The 14,810-nt window shown below is 41.0% G+C and carries 14 protein-coding genes and 1 pseudogene; 2 read left to right on the plus strand and 13 right to left on the minus strand.

The genetic code is table 11. From position 1 onward, the window contains the following. Positions 1 to 54: 54 nt before the first annotated feature. The 4 genes from AUO94_RS06620 to AUO94_RS06635 all read right to left on the minus strand — a co-directional run bounded on the left by AUO94_RS06620 (position 55) and on the right by AUO94_RS06635 (position 3,604). Positions 55 to 1,584, minus strand: coding sequence for a flotillin lipid rafts scaffold protein FloT (locus AUO94_RS06620; RefSeq protein WP_058386477.1), 1,530 nt, complete (start codon positions 1,582 to 1,584; stop codon positions 55 to 57). Between the two features lies 1 nt (position 1,585). Next, positions 1,586 to 2,143 carry an NfeD family membrane protein gene (locus tag AUO94_RS06625; protein WP_058386478.1) on the minus strand — a complete coding sequence of 186 codons (558 nt, stop codon included), beginning with the start codon at positions 2,141 to 2,143 and terminating at the stop codon, positions 1,586 to 1,588. A 108-nt stretch (positions 2,144 to 2,251) separates the two neighbouring features. After that, complete coding sequence (locus AUO94_RS06630) at positions 2,252 to 2,965, minus strand: hypothetical protein (RefSeq protein WP_058386479.1); 714 nt, start codon at positions 2,963 to 2,965, stop codon at positions 2,252 to 2,254. Positions 2,966 to 3,064: 99 nt separating this feature from the next. Continuing rightward, positions 3,065 to 3,604 carry a P-loop NTPase family protein gene (locus AUO94_RS06635; RefSeq protein WP_058386480.1) on the minus strand — a complete coding sequence of 180 codons (540 nt, stop codon included), beginning with the start codon at positions 3,602 to 3,604 and terminating at the stop codon, positions 3,065 to 3,067. A 235-nt stretch (positions 3,605 to 3,839) separates the two neighbouring features. Here AUO94_RS06635 and AUO94_RS06640 point away from each other — a divergent pair, with 235 nt between their 5' ends. Beyond that, positions 3,840 to 4,040, plus strand: a complete 201-nt coding sequence (locus tag AUO94_RS06640; RefSeq protein ID WP_006830093.1) for a cold-shock protein — start codon at positions 3,840 to 3,842, stop codon at positions 4,038 to 4,040. A gap of 298 nt (positions 4,041 to 4,338) precedes the next feature. On the opposite strand, the gene AUO94_RS17775 is transcribed toward AUO94_RS06640, so the two are convergent. The 7 genes and pseudogenes from AUO94_RS17775 to AUO94_RS06670 all read right to left on the minus strand — a co-directional run bounded on the left by AUO94_RS17775 (position 4,339) and on the right by AUO94_RS06670 (position 11,498). Beyond that, the gene (locus AUO94_RS17775) at positions 4,339 to 5,367 is read right to left on the minus strand and encodes a serine hydrolase domain-containing protein (RefSeq protein ID WP_418054998.1); all 1,029 of its coding nucleotides are present in this window, start codon (positions 5,365 to 5,367) and stop codon (positions 4,339 to 4,341) included. A 135-nt stretch (positions 5,368 to 5,502) separates the two neighbouring features. Beyond that, positions 5,503 to 6,012, minus strand: a pseudogene (locus tag AUO94_RS17780) (serine hydrolase); the annotation flags it as partial. Positions 6,013 to 6,106: 94 nt separating this feature from the next. Then, complete coding sequence (locus AUO94_RS06650; protein WP_058386481.1) at positions 6,107 to 6,565, minus strand: GNAT family N-acetyltransferase; 459 nt, start codon at positions 6,563 to 6,565, stop codon at positions 6,107 to 6,109. Further along, positions 6,565 to 7,017, minus strand: coding sequence for a hypothetical protein (locus tag AUO94_RS06655; protein WP_058386482.1), 453 nt, complete (start codon positions 7,015 to 7,017; stop codon positions 6,565 to 6,567). The genes AUO94_RS06650 and AUO94_RS06655 overlap by 1 nt, the downstream gene beginning before the upstream one ends. Positions 7,018 to 7,237: 220 nt before the next feature. Next, the gene (locus tag AUO94_RS06660; RefSeq protein ID WP_058386483.1) at positions 7,238 to 9,856 is read right to left on the minus strand and encodes an MMPL family transporter; all 2,619 of its coding nucleotides are present in this window, start codon (positions 9,854 to 9,856) and stop codon (positions 7,238 to 7,240) included. 3 nt (positions 9,857 to 9,859) lie between these two features. Beyond that, entirely contained in the window at positions 9,860 to 10,303 is a 444-nt protein-coding gene (locus AUO94_RS06665; RefSeq protein WP_058386484.1) for a MarR family winged helix-turn-helix transcriptional regulator, read from the minus strand. 112 nt (positions 10,304 to 10,415) lie between these two features. After that, positions 10,416 to 11,498, minus strand: coding sequence for an AI-2E family transporter (locus AUO94_RS06670; protein WP_058386485.1), 1,083 nt, complete (start codon positions 11,496 to 11,498; stop codon positions 10,416 to 10,418). A gap of 145 nt (positions 11,499 to 11,643) precedes the next feature. Here AUO94_RS06670 and AUO94_RS06675 point away from each other — a divergent pair, with 145 nt between their 5' ends. Beyond that, positions 11,644 to 12,474, plus strand: coding sequence for an undecaprenyl-diphosphate phosphatase (locus AUO94_RS06675; protein ID WP_058386486.1), 831 nt, complete (start codon positions 11,644 to 11,646; stop codon positions 12,472 to 12,474). Between the two features lie 41 nt (positions 12,475 to 12,515). On the opposite strand, the gene AUO94_RS06680 is transcribed toward AUO94_RS06675, so the two are convergent. Both AUO94_RS06680 and AUO94_RS06685 read right to left on the minus strand, forming a co-directional pair. After that, positions 12,516 to 13,643: a CAP domain-containing protein gene (locus AUO94_RS06680; protein ID WP_058386487.1), complete on the minus strand. Its 1,128-nt coding sequence runs from the start codon at positions 13,641 to 13,643 to the stop codon at positions 12,516 to 12,518. Positions 13,644 to 13,940: 297 nt separating this feature from the next. Continuing rightward, on the minus strand, positions 13,941 to 14,774 hold the full coding sequence (locus tag AUO94_RS06685) for a DUF368 domain-containing protein (protein WP_058386488.1): 834 nt from the start codon (positions 14,772 to 14,774) through the stop codon (positions 13,941 to 13,943). Positions 14,775 to 14,810: the final 36 nt, after the last annotated feature.

Genomic DNA, 14,810 nt, shown 5'->3' on the forward strand with positions numbered 1-14,810 from the left:
AGAAATCAAAAAAGCCTTTACTCAAAACAATTCGAGTAAAGGTTTTTCTACTTTTTACACTTCTATTTTCTTTGCAGGTTGCTCTTTTTCAGCCAGTTCATACCGTAGCTGTTCAATTGTTTGTGCATACTCCGATTTCCCTGTTAAGTTCTCCAACATTTCTCGCACATCAATTCCGGAAGATTCTTTTAGCGTTTCTTGCAATGTGGACATTAAGTTGGTTGCATACGAAGTTACTTTATTGGCACCGCCACCTTCACCGCTACCCGTATCCACAACCGTAATCTTATCAATATTGGCGAGTGGGCTAGCGATTTCTCGGGCATATTCCGGTAACATTTTGACAATCATATCTAGTGTCGCTGCCTGGCCATACATTTCAAAAGCTTCAGCAATTTTCCGTTTCGCTTCAGCTTCTGCTAAACCACGTAAACGGATGATGTCCGCTTCTGATTCTCCTTGCGCGCGCTGGGAATCTGCTCGCGCTTGGCCATCTAAGCGAATTTTCTCTGCATCGGCTTTTGCCATTGCTTCCACGCGGTATTTCTGGGCGTCTGCATCTGCCAATTGCTTAGACTTTTCTGCTTCTGCCGCTTGTTCAACCGAATAGCGGTCCGCATCTGCTTTTTTCTTTACTTCAGAATCGTATTGTCGTTCACGACGCTGAATTTCTTTTTCTTCTAATTCAATCTGTTTTTGTCGTTCGATAATTTGAATTTGCATCTCCTGTTCGACAACTTCCTGCTTGGCTTTTGCCGTTTCAAGTTCGTACGCTTGATCGGCACGAGCTTTTGCAATATCTTGCTCCCGTCGATATTCAGCTACTTTTAGCAAATTTTCTTTTTCTGCTTCAGCAATTTCTGTCGCCCGTTCAATTTCAGCACGCTGAGCATCTTTCCCTGCTTCAGCACGTTTAATGCGCGTCTGCATTTCAGACTCTGCTGTTGAAATATCGGCATCTCGTTTTACTTGGGCGATTCGTGCTTTCCCCAACGAATCCAAATAACCGTTTTTATCTCGAACGTCTTTGATTGTAAACGAAACGATAATAAGGCCCATTTTTGCTAAGTCATGCGACGCGACACGCTGCACTTCTTGTGAAAACTTATCGCGGTTTTTATAAATCTCTTCAACTGTCATTGAACCAAGTATCGAACGTAAATGACCTTCTAGCACTTCTTTTGCTTCGTTTTCTCGGTCTTCTTTTGATTTTCCAAGGAATTGCTCAGCAGCTGTTGCTATTTCTGAGATAGAGCCGCCGATTTTAATGATTGCAGTTCCATCCGCCATAACCGGCACGCCTTGCTCTGTATAAACTTCAGGTGTTGTTACTTCCAACTTGCTAGACAATAAGCTCAAAGGAGCCGCTTGCTGGAATACCGGTAACAGGAACGTACCTCCTCCGCGTATAATCTTGATTCGATTTCCTGAATCGTCGGTATGCACATTCTTCGACCCCAAATAACTACCTGTCACAATCAGCGCTTCATCCGGCCCTACAGTCTTGTATTTAGTAATATAAACCCCGACAATCGCCAATAAAACAAAGCCAGCAACTCCCAATGCAATCAAGCCCATCTCCATTTCAAATCCCCCTAGCCATTTTTGTTTTCTTTCCAAAATTTACTGGCACGTAAGCTCGAACGTATAAAGTGCCGTCATTTACTTCAACAATCAGTACTTTCTCGTCTTGACCAATGGCTTCATTGTCATAGCCCGCTGCACGCTTTGAAATCATTCCCGCGTAGGTTTCTAGGACTACTTCGCCGTAACCATCGACAGGAATTGGAGTGATGACATTGGCCACTTGACCAGGTAACGAATCTTCTGAATAAGCAATAGATGATTCGGCAGAAGACAATGGCAATAAAATAAAAAAATAAAGTAAAAGATCTAATAACACTGCCGCTACTACAGCAATTCCTAATACTGACCATTCGTCAAATGTGGTCGCCGTTTCTAACAAAAAGCCGATTGCGGAGCCCATCGTCACAAATGCAAGAATCACAATTGGATTAAACACCGGAAATCCTTCTCCAAATTGGGCGACTTCGCCAAAAAAGACACATAAAACAGTTAATGCACCGGCTGCAAGCAGAATGTACATATAGAGTTGTTCCATCGGAAAACCAAAAACCTCCATTCCAAAACCTCCCATTCAAGTAAAATGATTTCCACATTACTTAGTAGTACGAATAATACAGGAAGAAGTTTCAGAATCATTTGAAATACACAAAAAAACCCGTTCTTTTTACAGAACGGGTTTTGCAAACTGAAGTTCATAGAAGCCGTGCACTAGCTGAAAATCAATGCCTACGTATCCTTCGTCAAGCAATTGTTGTTGCTTTTTCAGATCATCTAACTTTACCGTGACATGGCTGGTATAGTGAGCGACTGGGTTTTCTAAATCTTTCACCAGGATATAGCGAACCAATCCTGCATACTTTTCTTTTAAGGCAGCTATATACATTACCTGTGTAAACTTGTCTTTCAAACTTGGAATATTCATTGGCGCAACCGTACAGCAAATATAGCGAAACTCATCTTCAAGATTAGGCAATTCTTTCATGATAACTTCGGCCAATTTTTGCTGCAAGCGGTTACCGCGGTATTCGGGCAGCACCACAGAAATTTCTTGGTAAATCACTTTCGGCAACTCCTCTGGTGATAGACCAATATCCCATCCCAAATGCTCTTCGTCAATTTCTGGAATTAGTAATGCCCTAAAACCAATCAACTCATTCTCGACAAATGCCCCTATCAGCAAACCTTTCTGATTGAGGATAAACAAGAACTCTTCGGTAGTTAAAGCTTGTAGCGTAGCCTTTTCGGAAAGCGATTCCATTACTTTTGCTTGAACCTGTTCGATCACAGGTAAATCTTCCAAGTATAGGCGCTTCATTGAAAAAGGAAGTTTTTTATGAAGCACTTGGTTTGTTATTGTGCCTTCATGCAGCAACTTCATTAGCCATTCCCCTCCATCTATTTAGATAGCTTTAGAATACCACTTCCACCTGTTAACGTCTGCACATTTTCTTATTAACCCATTGAGCAGAAAATTTTTCTAGAAATCTGAAATAGACGTTGTGGCTTTCTCTTTTAAAAATTCGTCAATATCTTGTTGATTGCGCAAAAAAAAGACGCTGTTCTGAGGACTTTCTTCTATAAACTGTGCTAGCCGTTTTCTCATTTTTACTTTTCTCGCACGATACGTAGAAATAATAAACGTAAAAAATCCTCTATCTAGTTTTTCTGGACAGCCACTTGCCATATCCGGGCGATTTTTTCCGTGGTACATGATTCTTCGCTTAACTACACGATACAGACAAACAGCAAGAGGACGCTCCAAATAGATGATTGTATCTGCTCGTTTCCGACGAATGTCATAGGTGGTCGAGTAGTTGCCTTCAATAATCCAGCATTGCTGGTCAACTAAGTTCTTTTGATTTTCACTAAATTCTTCATGACTGCTTTCCACCCACCCCGGCTTCCAAAAATACGTATCTAAGTGATAGACGGGTATTGCTAATTGTTCAGCCAACCTTCTTGCAAAGCTTGATTTGCCAACACCAGATGAAACACCGAGCACTATAATTCTCTCCATACTGCACCCTCCTCACTACTTTTTTCTTTGGCTTTTCATTATCATACACAAGGAATCTAGACTGTAGCAAAAAGAATATTTCATAATCACTTGCAATATATGTAACCCCGTGTTATTCTAAGGAAGAATTATTTTTGTTCGGATAACTTTTTACGAAGTGTCAGATGTTCATCTGCAAGATTTGAGCAAGGATAGTAATACAATGTATGCTCACGCATACGAGGAGGAAATACACATGGAACAAGGTAAAGTAAAATGGTTTAACTCAGAAAAAGGATTTGGCTTCATCGAACGCGAAGGCGGCGACGATGTATTCGTACATTTCTCTGCAATCCAAAGCGAAGGCTTTAAATCACTTGACGAAGGTCAAGAAGTAACGTTTGATATCGAGCAAGGCCAACGCGGTCTTCAAGCTACTAACGTTCAAAAAGCTTAATTTAACTTATCAATGAACTCTTCTTCGGAAGAGTTCATTTTTTATTATTATTTTTTAAAGGGGCTGTCCCACAAGGTCATGAACAATGACGTTTTGGGACAGCCCCTTTTACATACAATCCAAAAAAACAGTCGAAGAAAAGAGTCTCTTTTTCTTCGACTGTTTTATATGAAAGACTTACAGGATATTCTTTTTTTAATTCAACCAAAAATAAAGTTGAAAGATCCCAAAAATTAAAATGCTTAATCCAACTGTGCTGAAAACGATTCCAAGCACCAACTTTTTTCCAGTCATCTCTTCACTCCTTTTCAATGTTCAACTCTTCAATGGTTTTGATGATGTCGCGCGCTCCCGAGTTTTTATTCGATAAGACTGTTAACACGCTCGCTTCTTCCGGGTAAAATGCTGAATGAAAACTGACACCAGGATCATAGCCCATAATATGGTATTTCGAAACACTATTCGCACAGCCTTGAATCCAGATTCCGTAGCCATAATCCCCGTTTTCTCCAGATGCATGAACTTGAAGCATTGCGCTCAGTATTTCTCTGCTCAACAAGGTTCCATCCATCAAACACTTCCAAAAATTCGCCATATCGCCTGCAGTGACGTATGCTCCACCGTCAGCGCCTCCACGGATTGGTAGGGCGTATTGATTGGTACGCCAAAAATCCGCTTCTTCTACATAGCCAATAGCCGTGTGAGCGGGCAATCGGTCCAAATAGAAGTAACCTGAACGCTTCATCTGTGCAGGAGCAAAAATCCGTTCTTCTACGACTTCAGCAAATTCTTGGCCAGTAACTTTTTCAATAATCAAACCAAGTGCAATAAATCCCGCATTGTTGTAGTGAAACCTTTCACCAGGCTCAAACATCGCGGGCAAATTTTTAAATAAAGGAATAAAATCTGAAGCAGTTTGCATCAAATACATCGGTTGTTTCTTCCATAAGTCCTCGAAAGCACCTTCTATCTGTTCATCAAAATAATCGGGCATACCCGATGTATGCGTCAATAATTGATGAATGGTGACGTCGAATTGCGGAAAAGCGTGCGGCAGCAATTCAGATAATTTATTGCTGAAATCGAGCTTTCCTTCGCCCACCAATTGACACACTACAACAGCGGTAAACAGTTTGCTGCCAGAAGCTATACCGAACCTTGTATCCACGGCATTTGGCCGTTCATCAGCACGATTGGCAAAGCCTCTTGCGGCTGTCCACATTTGCTCTTTTTGTAGATAAACGACACCTGAAAAATCGATTTCTTCCATCTTGTCCATAATCGGGTTGTCCGGCTTTTCTTGCTGGAATCGCCCTTCCTCTGTCATGCTAATTTGACGACCATCACGCAATTCGATTGCTAACGGATGGGTTTCGCTTTTTTGTTTAGAGAAATACCAAGTGCGTTTTGGTGCTACGAGAATGATAAAGGCATGCCCGCTTCCGAGAAAGTTCAACGACTTCGCATCAATGCCTTTGTTACCACGAACCGGAATGTCCATTTGCTCGATTAGCTCACCAACTTCTTCAACATACGGCGTAGTCATGCTTACTTCGCTAATATCGAGCAGAGAGTCTACTGTAAAATTACCCATACGATCAACGCTACGCCGCGCAATAAATTCGACGACGTTACCCGCAGGATCTTGAAAATAAAATGCATCTGCATCAAAATTAGCGTAGAACACTTCGTCCATGCCTTCTTGACGATTTAAAGTGACCCGTTCACTGGCCCAGTGTTTAGCAAGCGTATACTGATTGCCTGGTATGTTCAGTGCAAAGTGATAGATAGCTGGTCTTTCTGATTCCTGAAAAACTAATTGAGATTCCCCAATTGACAAAGTAAAGCTCGTTTCATTTTCTTCAACAATTCGAAAGCCTAATTGATATTCATAGAATCCTTTCATATCCACTAACTGATTTGTGTATAAGGTCACTTTTTTGAACATGTTCTCACCCCTTCTCTTTAGCATACCGAAAAACCTAATTTTTTACCTCTAATTTGCCATAAAAAAGAAGAGCACAAGGCTCTTCTTTTTTGCGGCTGACTGAATACCTAAAGCGTGGTTAGTTGTTTATCGTATAACGAAGCCTAATCATATCCCGACATTCGATACCATTTTCAAAAATAGGTTCCGGATAATTCCGTCTGAAAAAATCTGAATCGATGGCATGGAAGCGAAATCCACATTTTTGATAAAATGCAAGCTGGTCCATACTTGAATTACCCGTTCCAATTTCCACAAACTGAAAACCACGGTGTAGCGCTTCTGCTAAAGCATGCTGCAAAAGCCTCCGCCCATAGCCTTGGCCGCGGAAACTTTCCGCCACTGCTAGATTCTTGATTTCAATGGTGCTATCCGATAGAACGAGCAGAACGCACACGCCAATCACGGAACCTTCTTGTTCTCCAATCATGCACCAGCCAACTGCACAATAGGTACGAACCAATCTTTCTGAAGGATCCGCTTCTAGCAATAACTCCATCGGCAGCGGTTCATGAGCCTGCAGTAGACGGAATTCCATTATTTCTTTTCTTTAAAGCCTTGATCGATTAGGTAGTCTTCAGCATTATCAAAAGTCCCGAAGCTTTCTTCTAAGTTTTTACCTGTGTAGATATTCCAGAAAGGCTCTTCGTAAACCAAGTCTAGTTTCTCATTATCGCGGTTCATCCACGTCTTGTCGTATGGCGGTTCCGGCTCTAAAGAAAGGTAATCCAAGGAATCTGCCAATATGCTGCGCAGTTCCTTTTCAGAAAAATCACGAACATTAACAAAGCCTTTTTTGTCAGCATCGTAATGCGGCAAGTTGCCGACATAAACAAAACCATTGCCTGTTGGATGCAAATGATAAACAGCAATTTTCTTGTCGTATAGGCTTTCTTCATAATGAAAGTTCACGCGCTTCATCGACACGTCTTTTCTTGTTAGTCCCGGAAAAGATTCAATGATTTCTAATTTTTGTTCAAATGTTAACAATCTCATTACCTCATTTCTTAGTTTCACTTTGTTCATCAAAAATCTTAGAAAGATCTAAGACATAAATCCACTTTCTTCTCATGAAGCCTGCAGACATATATAGTTACACCTATACATTTTTAATTACCACTCAGTATAACACGCTGAGCGTAATCCTACATCCATAGAAAAAAGCTGCGCGAACGCAGCTTTTGTTTTAGCAACACCAAGACTTACTTAATTACTTTTTCTTGCCAAACGGCCACCAAACTCCGCGGTCAAAGGATACTGAAATCGCGGGTATTAACAATGGCAAGACAATCAGTCCGTACAATAATAACCCTGTAATAACGATTGTCGCGATTTGTACGAGACTCAAAACACCAGACGGCATCATGGCACCGAACGTACCTGCAAGGATGATGGCAGCTGTAATAATGACTGTCCCCATCTTCGCCATTGATGTACGCATTGCGTCGCGAACCGTAACACCATTCGAGGATTCTTCACGGAAACGGTCGAGTAAGAAAATTGAATAGTCGACTCCTAACGCCACTAACATAACAAAACCAAAGAATGGTACTGCCCAGCTAATTCCGTCAAAGCCGAGACCATTGACAAAGATCAATTCCGCAATGGAAATTGATGTGTAATACGTCAACAATAAAGATCCGATCATATATAACGGCATAATCAATGAACGGAACAAAATGGCTAGGACAACAAACAAGCTGATTAACATGATAATGACTGTATTCGTAAAGTCACTAGATGAAACTTCTTCTAAGTCACTATTGATGCTCGAAATTCCGCTAAATGCGATTTCCGCGTCTTCAAGCGGCGTTCCTGCCACCGTACGTGCTACTGTTTCTTTAATTTCAGCCGTAATATCAATTGCCTCATGAGAGTAAGGATCTTCTGACAAGATGACTTCCATCATCATTCCTGTGCCATCTGCAAAAGAATAGCGATCCAATACTTGCTCAAAGTCTTCGCTTTCGAGTGTTCCTTCTGGAATGAATAAGCCGGTGTCACGCACCGATTCACTATCACTCATTTCTTGCATCATGTCGACTGCTTCTGTTAAACCAGTTTCAATTTCAGCAAGTCCAGCGTTTGAAGCGCCAACACCTTCTGCTAACTGTGTTAATCCTGCACTAAGTTCGGCAGTTTGACCAGCTGCTCCAGCCAAGCCTTGTTGAATCTCTGTTAATCCTCCACTGATTTGCGTTAACGCACCGACAGTTTGAGGAATATTGCCTGTTAACTGAAGTCCTTGTGACACTTGACCTAGTTGTTGATTGATCTGGCCAAGCCCTGCAGCTGCCTCAGTCAAGCCTGCGGAATTTCCCGCTTGTTCGCTAATAGCCGTTAGATTGGTTTGAACTTCTGTCAGCCCTGTTTGTACTTCACCAAGTCCATCACGCGCTTCACCAAGTCCATCAGCCAATAAGCCAAGTTGCTCGTCTACGTAAAGTTCGTCAATTACCTCACCGGTAGGGCGAGTAATCGATCGTACTGTTTCAACGCCATCAATTTTTTCAATCTCTGCACTTAATGATTCAAAATAAGGAACAGTTGATCGTTCTGTTAACGAATCAGCTGATTTGACAATGACTTGAACTGGCAATGAATCCCCTTTGCCAAAGCCTTCTTCAATTGCACGCAAGCCTTTCACCGACTCATATTCCGAACCGATTTCGTCCACCGTGTTAAACGATAAAGAATTATCGTACGTAAATAATAACGGGACTGTGATCAAAGCCACTACTAGCATTGACAGCAATGGTCGGTTAATCGACAGTTTACTCATAGTGATCCAGAGCTTACTATCGCTATGAGAAGCAGATTTTTTCGCTGGCCAGAATAATTTTTCTTTCAGTAAAGACATGAAAAACGGAACAATCGTGTACAGCACAAGTAATAGAACAAATATACCAACCGCAACCGCTACTGCTGATTTGAAGATTGGAAATTCAGCAAAGCCAATGGCGAAAAATCCGATAAATACAGCAATTCCACTAATCAACAAAGTTCTTCCGGCTGTTTTATACGTATTAATAATGGATTGTTCCACACCGTGTCCAGCCGATAATTCCTCTTTGTAGCGGCTCAACAACAAAATACAGTAATCTGTTCCGATACCGAATAAAATCGCTACGAGGAATATTTGTGTATAGTTAGAAACCGGAAATCCGAACCATTCGATGAAAAATGCCACAATCGATTGACTCAATAAATACGAGATTCCGACTGCCACAAGTGGAATGAACGGTGTCACAATCGAGCGGAACACTGCCAGCAATAAACCAAAAATCAAAACAACCGTAATGATTTCTGTACGCTTTAAGCCTTCTTGTGCGCTAATATTGACATCATTACCAATGATTGCTTCGCCTGTTATATAAGCAGTCAAATCTTTAGGAATGATGGTTTCTCTAATTGTATCAGCAACTGCGTTTACTTCTTCGTTCGTACCATCAACCATAATCGGCATTAAAACCGTTTGCCCATCTTCTGAAATCAATTGTTCTTCCAACTCTTTACTTTCAACAGGACTTAATACACTGGTGATGGGCTCACCTAATGCTTCGATGTCCGTCACCATTTGTTCCAGTGTTTGTCGAGTGGCATCTGTTATCTTGCTTTCTAATGGGATAACAAGCGAAATGGTTTGTTCTGCAGCATCCGCGTCGCTCAAAATTTTTGAAGCAAGTTGCGATGATGCTTCATCCGATAATTGAAACGATCCTGCATCTTCTGCTTGTTTTGTTAAGTTCGGTGCCAATAAGAACAAGACCACCGTCAATACAATTAAGCCTATCGTAATTGGCCATTTAAATTTTAATACATTGTGCACGTATTACACCCCATCCATTTTTATAATTGTTTTTAGTTTTCGGAAAATCGTCAGAAACTGGTCTATTTCTTCGTCTGCAATGTTCTCAGACATCAACTTCTCAATGTAATCTGTTAGCACTTGATCCAACTCCAAAATAAGTGCTTGCCCCTTATCTGTCAGTTCCAACAACTTCTCGCGTTTATCTGCAGTTTGAACAACTTGAATTACTTCTTTTTGCAACAATTTTTTAATACGACTGGATATTGCACTTTTGTGCACAGCTTGCAGCACAGCCAGTCTCGATGAAGTAATCTGCTGTTCTGTACCAATCAGCTTTAACATCTGGATTTGCTCAGGTGAATATTCTTTCCACAAAGGGTGATCGACCGACTTAATCACTCGCTCTGTTCCATAAACTAGCACTTCCTGAAAAAGATCAACCGCTTCTTTTATTCGTCCATCCAAAATAGTTTACCCCCTCAACCATTATTAATAGTTTAGGGGGTAAACCTTTTAGCGTCAAGGCAGATATTCTATTCTATAGAAAAAACCTGTGAACAAAGTTCACAGGTTCGAATTATTCAATATCACGGGTAGCAGTGTTACGAATTTCATTGCGTCTTGCATAAACATTTTTGGCAATCGTTTTGATAACGGCATATACCGGGATCGCTAAAATGATTCCCCATAAACCAGCAATGTTTCCTGCTGCAAGGATTAATGTAATGACCGTCAATGGATGAACATCCAGTGATTTACCCATAACGTTCGGTGTGATGAAATTACTTTCAATTTGCTGTGCAATGAGCATAATGATGGCTACATAAACGGCCATAATCGGATCTTGCACAAGGGCAATGAGTATCGCCGGAATAACCGCAATGTAAGGCCCTAAAAATGGAATGACGTTCGTTGCCATACCGATTAAAGCTAATAGCAGTGCATAGTCTAAACCGATGATCAAATAACCAATTAATAGCATGAGACCAACGAGGAAGCTGACAAACAATTGACCTTGGATATAGGCTTGTAAGGTATCATCGATATCCTGTAATGTTTTACGAACCCATCTTTTGCGCTCTCCAGAAAAAAAGCCCGAAATAAACGGCACAAACTTTTTATGGTCGACCAAGAGATAGACTAAGAAAAAGGGCACCAAGACTAAAGTGATGACACCTGAGACGAAGCTACCGATAAAGGACACAATCCATCCACCAATATCACCAAGACGGTCACCGATTTGGCTCGTCATCCCGGTTAACTGCTCTTCAATGGAATCCGGAAGACGTTCTCGCTGATCGAATACATATTGGCTGGATTCTTCAACGCTCTGTATAATTTCAGGTGCATTGTCTACCAGTGCATTGATTTGACCTGTAACAATCGGACCAATCATGATATAAAACAAATAAAAGACTAAAACAATCGACAACAGAACGGTAAGAACTGCAGCCCATTTCGGAAATTTTCGCTTCATCAGAAAATGCAGAACCGGTCTTGTCAGATAAAATAAGACGCCTCCCAACAATAACGGCACAAAAATCGTCCCTGCTATAATGAATAAAGGTTCGAAGATCCCTTGTACTTCAATAAATAATCGAATAATGACTAAAGTCAAGATAATTCCTACACCTACTTGAAACCAAAGCTTGTTCGTCAAGCATTCCACTCCCTTTCTTTCAATAGTATACCCAGTTTACCATGAAAATATGGTATTATATTTTTTATGTTGTTTTGAAATTGTTGCTCTAAAAACACCACCAACAGATAAAATAAACACACGAATCAATGGAGGAATTATTTCAATGGACCAACTATGGCTTATACTCAAATTTCTGCTTCTCGGCCTTTTCCAAGGTCTTACGGAACCGATTCCCATCTCCTCAAGTGGACACTTACTAATTGCACAGTATTTTTTAGATGTTCAAATTGAAGGAAGTGTGTCAACTTTCGCTTTGCTAGTCAATAGCGCATCACTTATTGCCGTCTTGATTATTTACCGTGAGGACGTTCAACGTCTCGTTGTTAACGGTTTAAAATACTTTACGGTAAAAAATACCGACACCAAAAGGGATTTCATGTTTATTGTTTACTTGGTGGTCGCGACCATCCCTGCTGCAATCATCGGCCTGTTATTTCAAGATGCGATTGATGACAAACTTTCAACCATCGCGACAGTTGGCTTGACCTTAGTTGTTACGGGCTTTGGCCTTTGGTGGATTCGCAATATGCGTGGTCAGCGAAAAGATGGCAATATGACGATGAAAGACGCAGTTATTATTGGCGGCGCGCAAGCAGTAGCACTGATTCCGGGAATTAGCCGCAGTGGCGCCACAATTGTCGCGGCGATGGCCCGTGGCATCAATCAAGAAACAGCTTTGCGTTTTTCTTTCTTATTGTTTATCCCGATTAGTTTAGGTGGTGCTGTTTTAAGCATTACCGATATCATGAAAGACGACAACTTAGCTGCTATGGCCATTCCTTACATCATGGCTTTTCTGGGTTCTCTAGTTGCTTCGTATTTTTCACTAAAGTGGTTCATGAACATTATGGCAAAAGGTCAATTAAAGTATTTTGCTATTTATTGTTTTATCGTCGGCCCACTAGTTGTTTTCGCTTGGTTTTTATTAAATTAACAGAACAGGCAGGCTGTCAACATTGACAGCCTGCCTTTACTTTATCGATCGAAAAAATTTGCTGTATAATAAGGCTGATTTTCTGAGTTAAATGCCGTTCCTACTCCTAAATACCTAAACTCCGGTTTAAGAATGTTTTCACGGTGACCTATGGAATTCATTAATCCTTCATGTGCAAAAACACCGCTGTATTGACCATATGCCAAATTTTCACCGGCCACAAAAAACTCAATCCCGTCTTCATTCATTCGATCAAAAGGCGATTGACCTGCCAGATTTGTGTGGCTAAAATATTGGTTTTCTGCCATATCATCGCTATGCTTCCGAGCCGTTATCATTGTCTGCTCATCCCATGTCAGCAGCGGTAAGTTTCGTTGAATACGAGCTGAATTGGTTAATTCAAAAAGTAAGTATTCATAGCCCTCTTTTAATTTTTCATTGGGCTCTGCATAAATTTCGGGACGTTTTTTCTCAAGTTCCTCATGAACGACTTGTACAGCAGTTACGGTATCTTCTTCATGGATATCGTAAAAAATTGTCGTGTACGTATTGTCGGTTTTAAAAACATCGTATTCTTCCCGGGTATCCAGTATATATTGAACATTTCCTTTTTGAAGACTTTTTAGTGGCGTACCAAGTAAAGAACGGACATCCGATTTAGTAGAAGACATCGTAATGCCTTCCTTTGAGGAAAATAAATCTTGATTGGTAAACATGCCATTCACTTTGTCATTTTGGTCATAAGACAATAACACATAATTTTGATAATCCTGATGGTAACTGTGCCAATCCGTTCCGTATTCATTGCGCATTAAGCGAAGCGGCAACCCGACCTTTTCTTGAGCTTCTTTTTTGCCCATACCAAGTGTGACATTATGAACAGCAATCAAAGAATCTGTCTCAACAAGTTCAGGCTTTGCTACAGCCTCCGGCAATTCAACCGAACTCGAAACAATTAGTGACTGCAACTCGGTACCCATGCGGGATGTGAAATTTTTGGCTTCTTCAAAAGCCTGTGATACTTCTGGATGTTCAACAATATTTTCAACTGTACGATCGACAGAATCTAAAAAACGCAAATCGACATATTCCCCAACAGGTTCTTCCCAAATCGGGCGTGCAAAAAAAACCGCCAGCAACACGACAATCAACCAAAACAGTTTCCGCATATGCATCACCTCTTACTCTTCATTTTACTGGCAAACCTATCAGCAACAAAGCAAAAAGCCTTTAGACACCGAAAAGCGTAAGCGCCCGTGTAGATTCGACGGGCATAAGACAGACGCTTTCCGCGGGCACGGAAAGCAGCCACCCTTATGCTCCTTCCCCCTGCTCATTTCTTTGAAAAAACAGAAAAAGGATTGACTACAAATAAGAAAACGCGCGGCTGGAAAAAAAAAAAAAACTGCCGAGGTTTCTCGACAGCCTGAAGGTGCCATCACAAGTGATGACACCTTCTTACATACTTATACTTCTTCTGTTATTGCCGTTTTTTTAGGTGAACTAAATAGTAACGTAAAGGACAGTCCAAGCACGAACGTCACCAAGCTAGCGATTAATGTAGTCAAGTCGCTCGAAAACCCAGGAAACACAACAAACAAAGAACCTAAGATCAGGCCAATAATTGCTGCGTAAGTCACATAAGTAAAATGCGCTAACAAGTACTGAATGGCTTTACTGCTGACAATAAAGCCAACAATCACACCGGCTCCAATAGCCAAAGCGATTGGAATATTCAAAGTGGAGAGCGCATTGATAGCTGTCGAATAGACACCAAGTAGCAACAGAATGAACGAACCACTGATACCTGGCAATAGCATAGCCATACTCGCCAACCAACCTGAGAAAAACAGTAAAAAGAAAACAGGTAAAGTCAGCGACGTAATAGGTGCCAGATTTTCTTCTGTCGGGATAAAAGCTGTAACTGCCAAGGCAGTTCCGATTACACCCAACACAATCAAATGTCTAGCAGTAAAGTTCTTTTTGACTTCTGCTTGCTTCATGATATACGGGATAACGCCGATGATCAGCCCCATAAAGAAAAACTGAGTCGCTTCGTAATAATGCTCTAATACATACTCAATAACACGACTGAATACTAGCAGTGTAATGACAATTCCTATGCCAAGAGGCACTAAAAAACCTAAATATTTTTTCCAATCACGGCTGAAAAATCCACTGATTGACTCTAGTAATCGGTCATAAATCCCTAAAATAAACGCAATTGTGCCTCCGCTGACTCCTGGGATCAAATCACTGATGCCCATTAAGATGCCGCGGTATATATTCTTCCATTCCATTCGTCTAATCTCCTCGTCTTCAAATAACTTTTATTA

It is taken from the genome of Planococcus kocurii (assembly GCF_001465835.2).
Classification (GTDB): Bacteria; Bacillota; Bacilli; order Bacillales_A; family Planococcaceae; genus Planococcus; species Planococcus kocurii.

Coding starts and splice junctions, on each gene's coding strand:
- AUO94_RS06635 (WP_058386480.1), bottom strand. CDS start 3,604: ATGGAGAGAATTATAGTGCTCGGTGTTTCATCTGGTGTTGGCAAATCA.
- AUO94_RS06650 (WP_058386481.1), bottom strand. CDS start 6,565: ATGGAATTCCGTCTACTGCAGGCTCATGAACCGCTGCCGATGGAGTTA.
- AUO94_RS17775 (WP_418054998.1), bottom strand. CDS start 5,367: ATGACAGAGGAAGGGCGATTCCAGCAAGAAAAGCCGGACAACCCGATT.
- AUO94_RS06680 (WP_058386487.1), bottom strand. CDS start 13,643: ATGCGGAAACTGTTTTGGTTGATTGTCGTGTTGCTGGCGGTTTTTTTT.
- AUO94_RS06625 (WP_058386478.1), bottom strand. CDS start 2,143: ATGGAGGTTTTTGGTTTTCCGATGGAACAACTCTATATGTACATTCTG.
- AUO94_RS06640 (WP_006830093.1), top strand. CDS start 3,840: ATGGAACAAGGTAAAGTAAAATGGTTTAACTCAGAAAAAGGATTTGGC.
- AUO94_RS06630 (WP_058386479.1), bottom strand. CDS start 2,965: ATGAAGTTGCTGCATGAAGGCACAATAACAAACCAAGTGCTTCATAAA.
- AUO94_RS06620 (WP_058386477.1), bottom strand. CDS start 1,584: ATGGAGATGGGCTTGATTGCATTGGGAGTTGCTGGCTTTGTTTTATTG.
- AUO94_RS06685 (WP_058386488.1), bottom strand. CDS start 14,774: ATGGAATGGAAGAATATATACCGCGGCATCTTAATGGGCATCAGTGAT.
- AUO94_RS06675 (WP_058386486.1), top strand. CDS start 11,644: ATGGACCAACTATGGCTTATACTCAAATTTCTGCTTCTCGGCCTTTTC.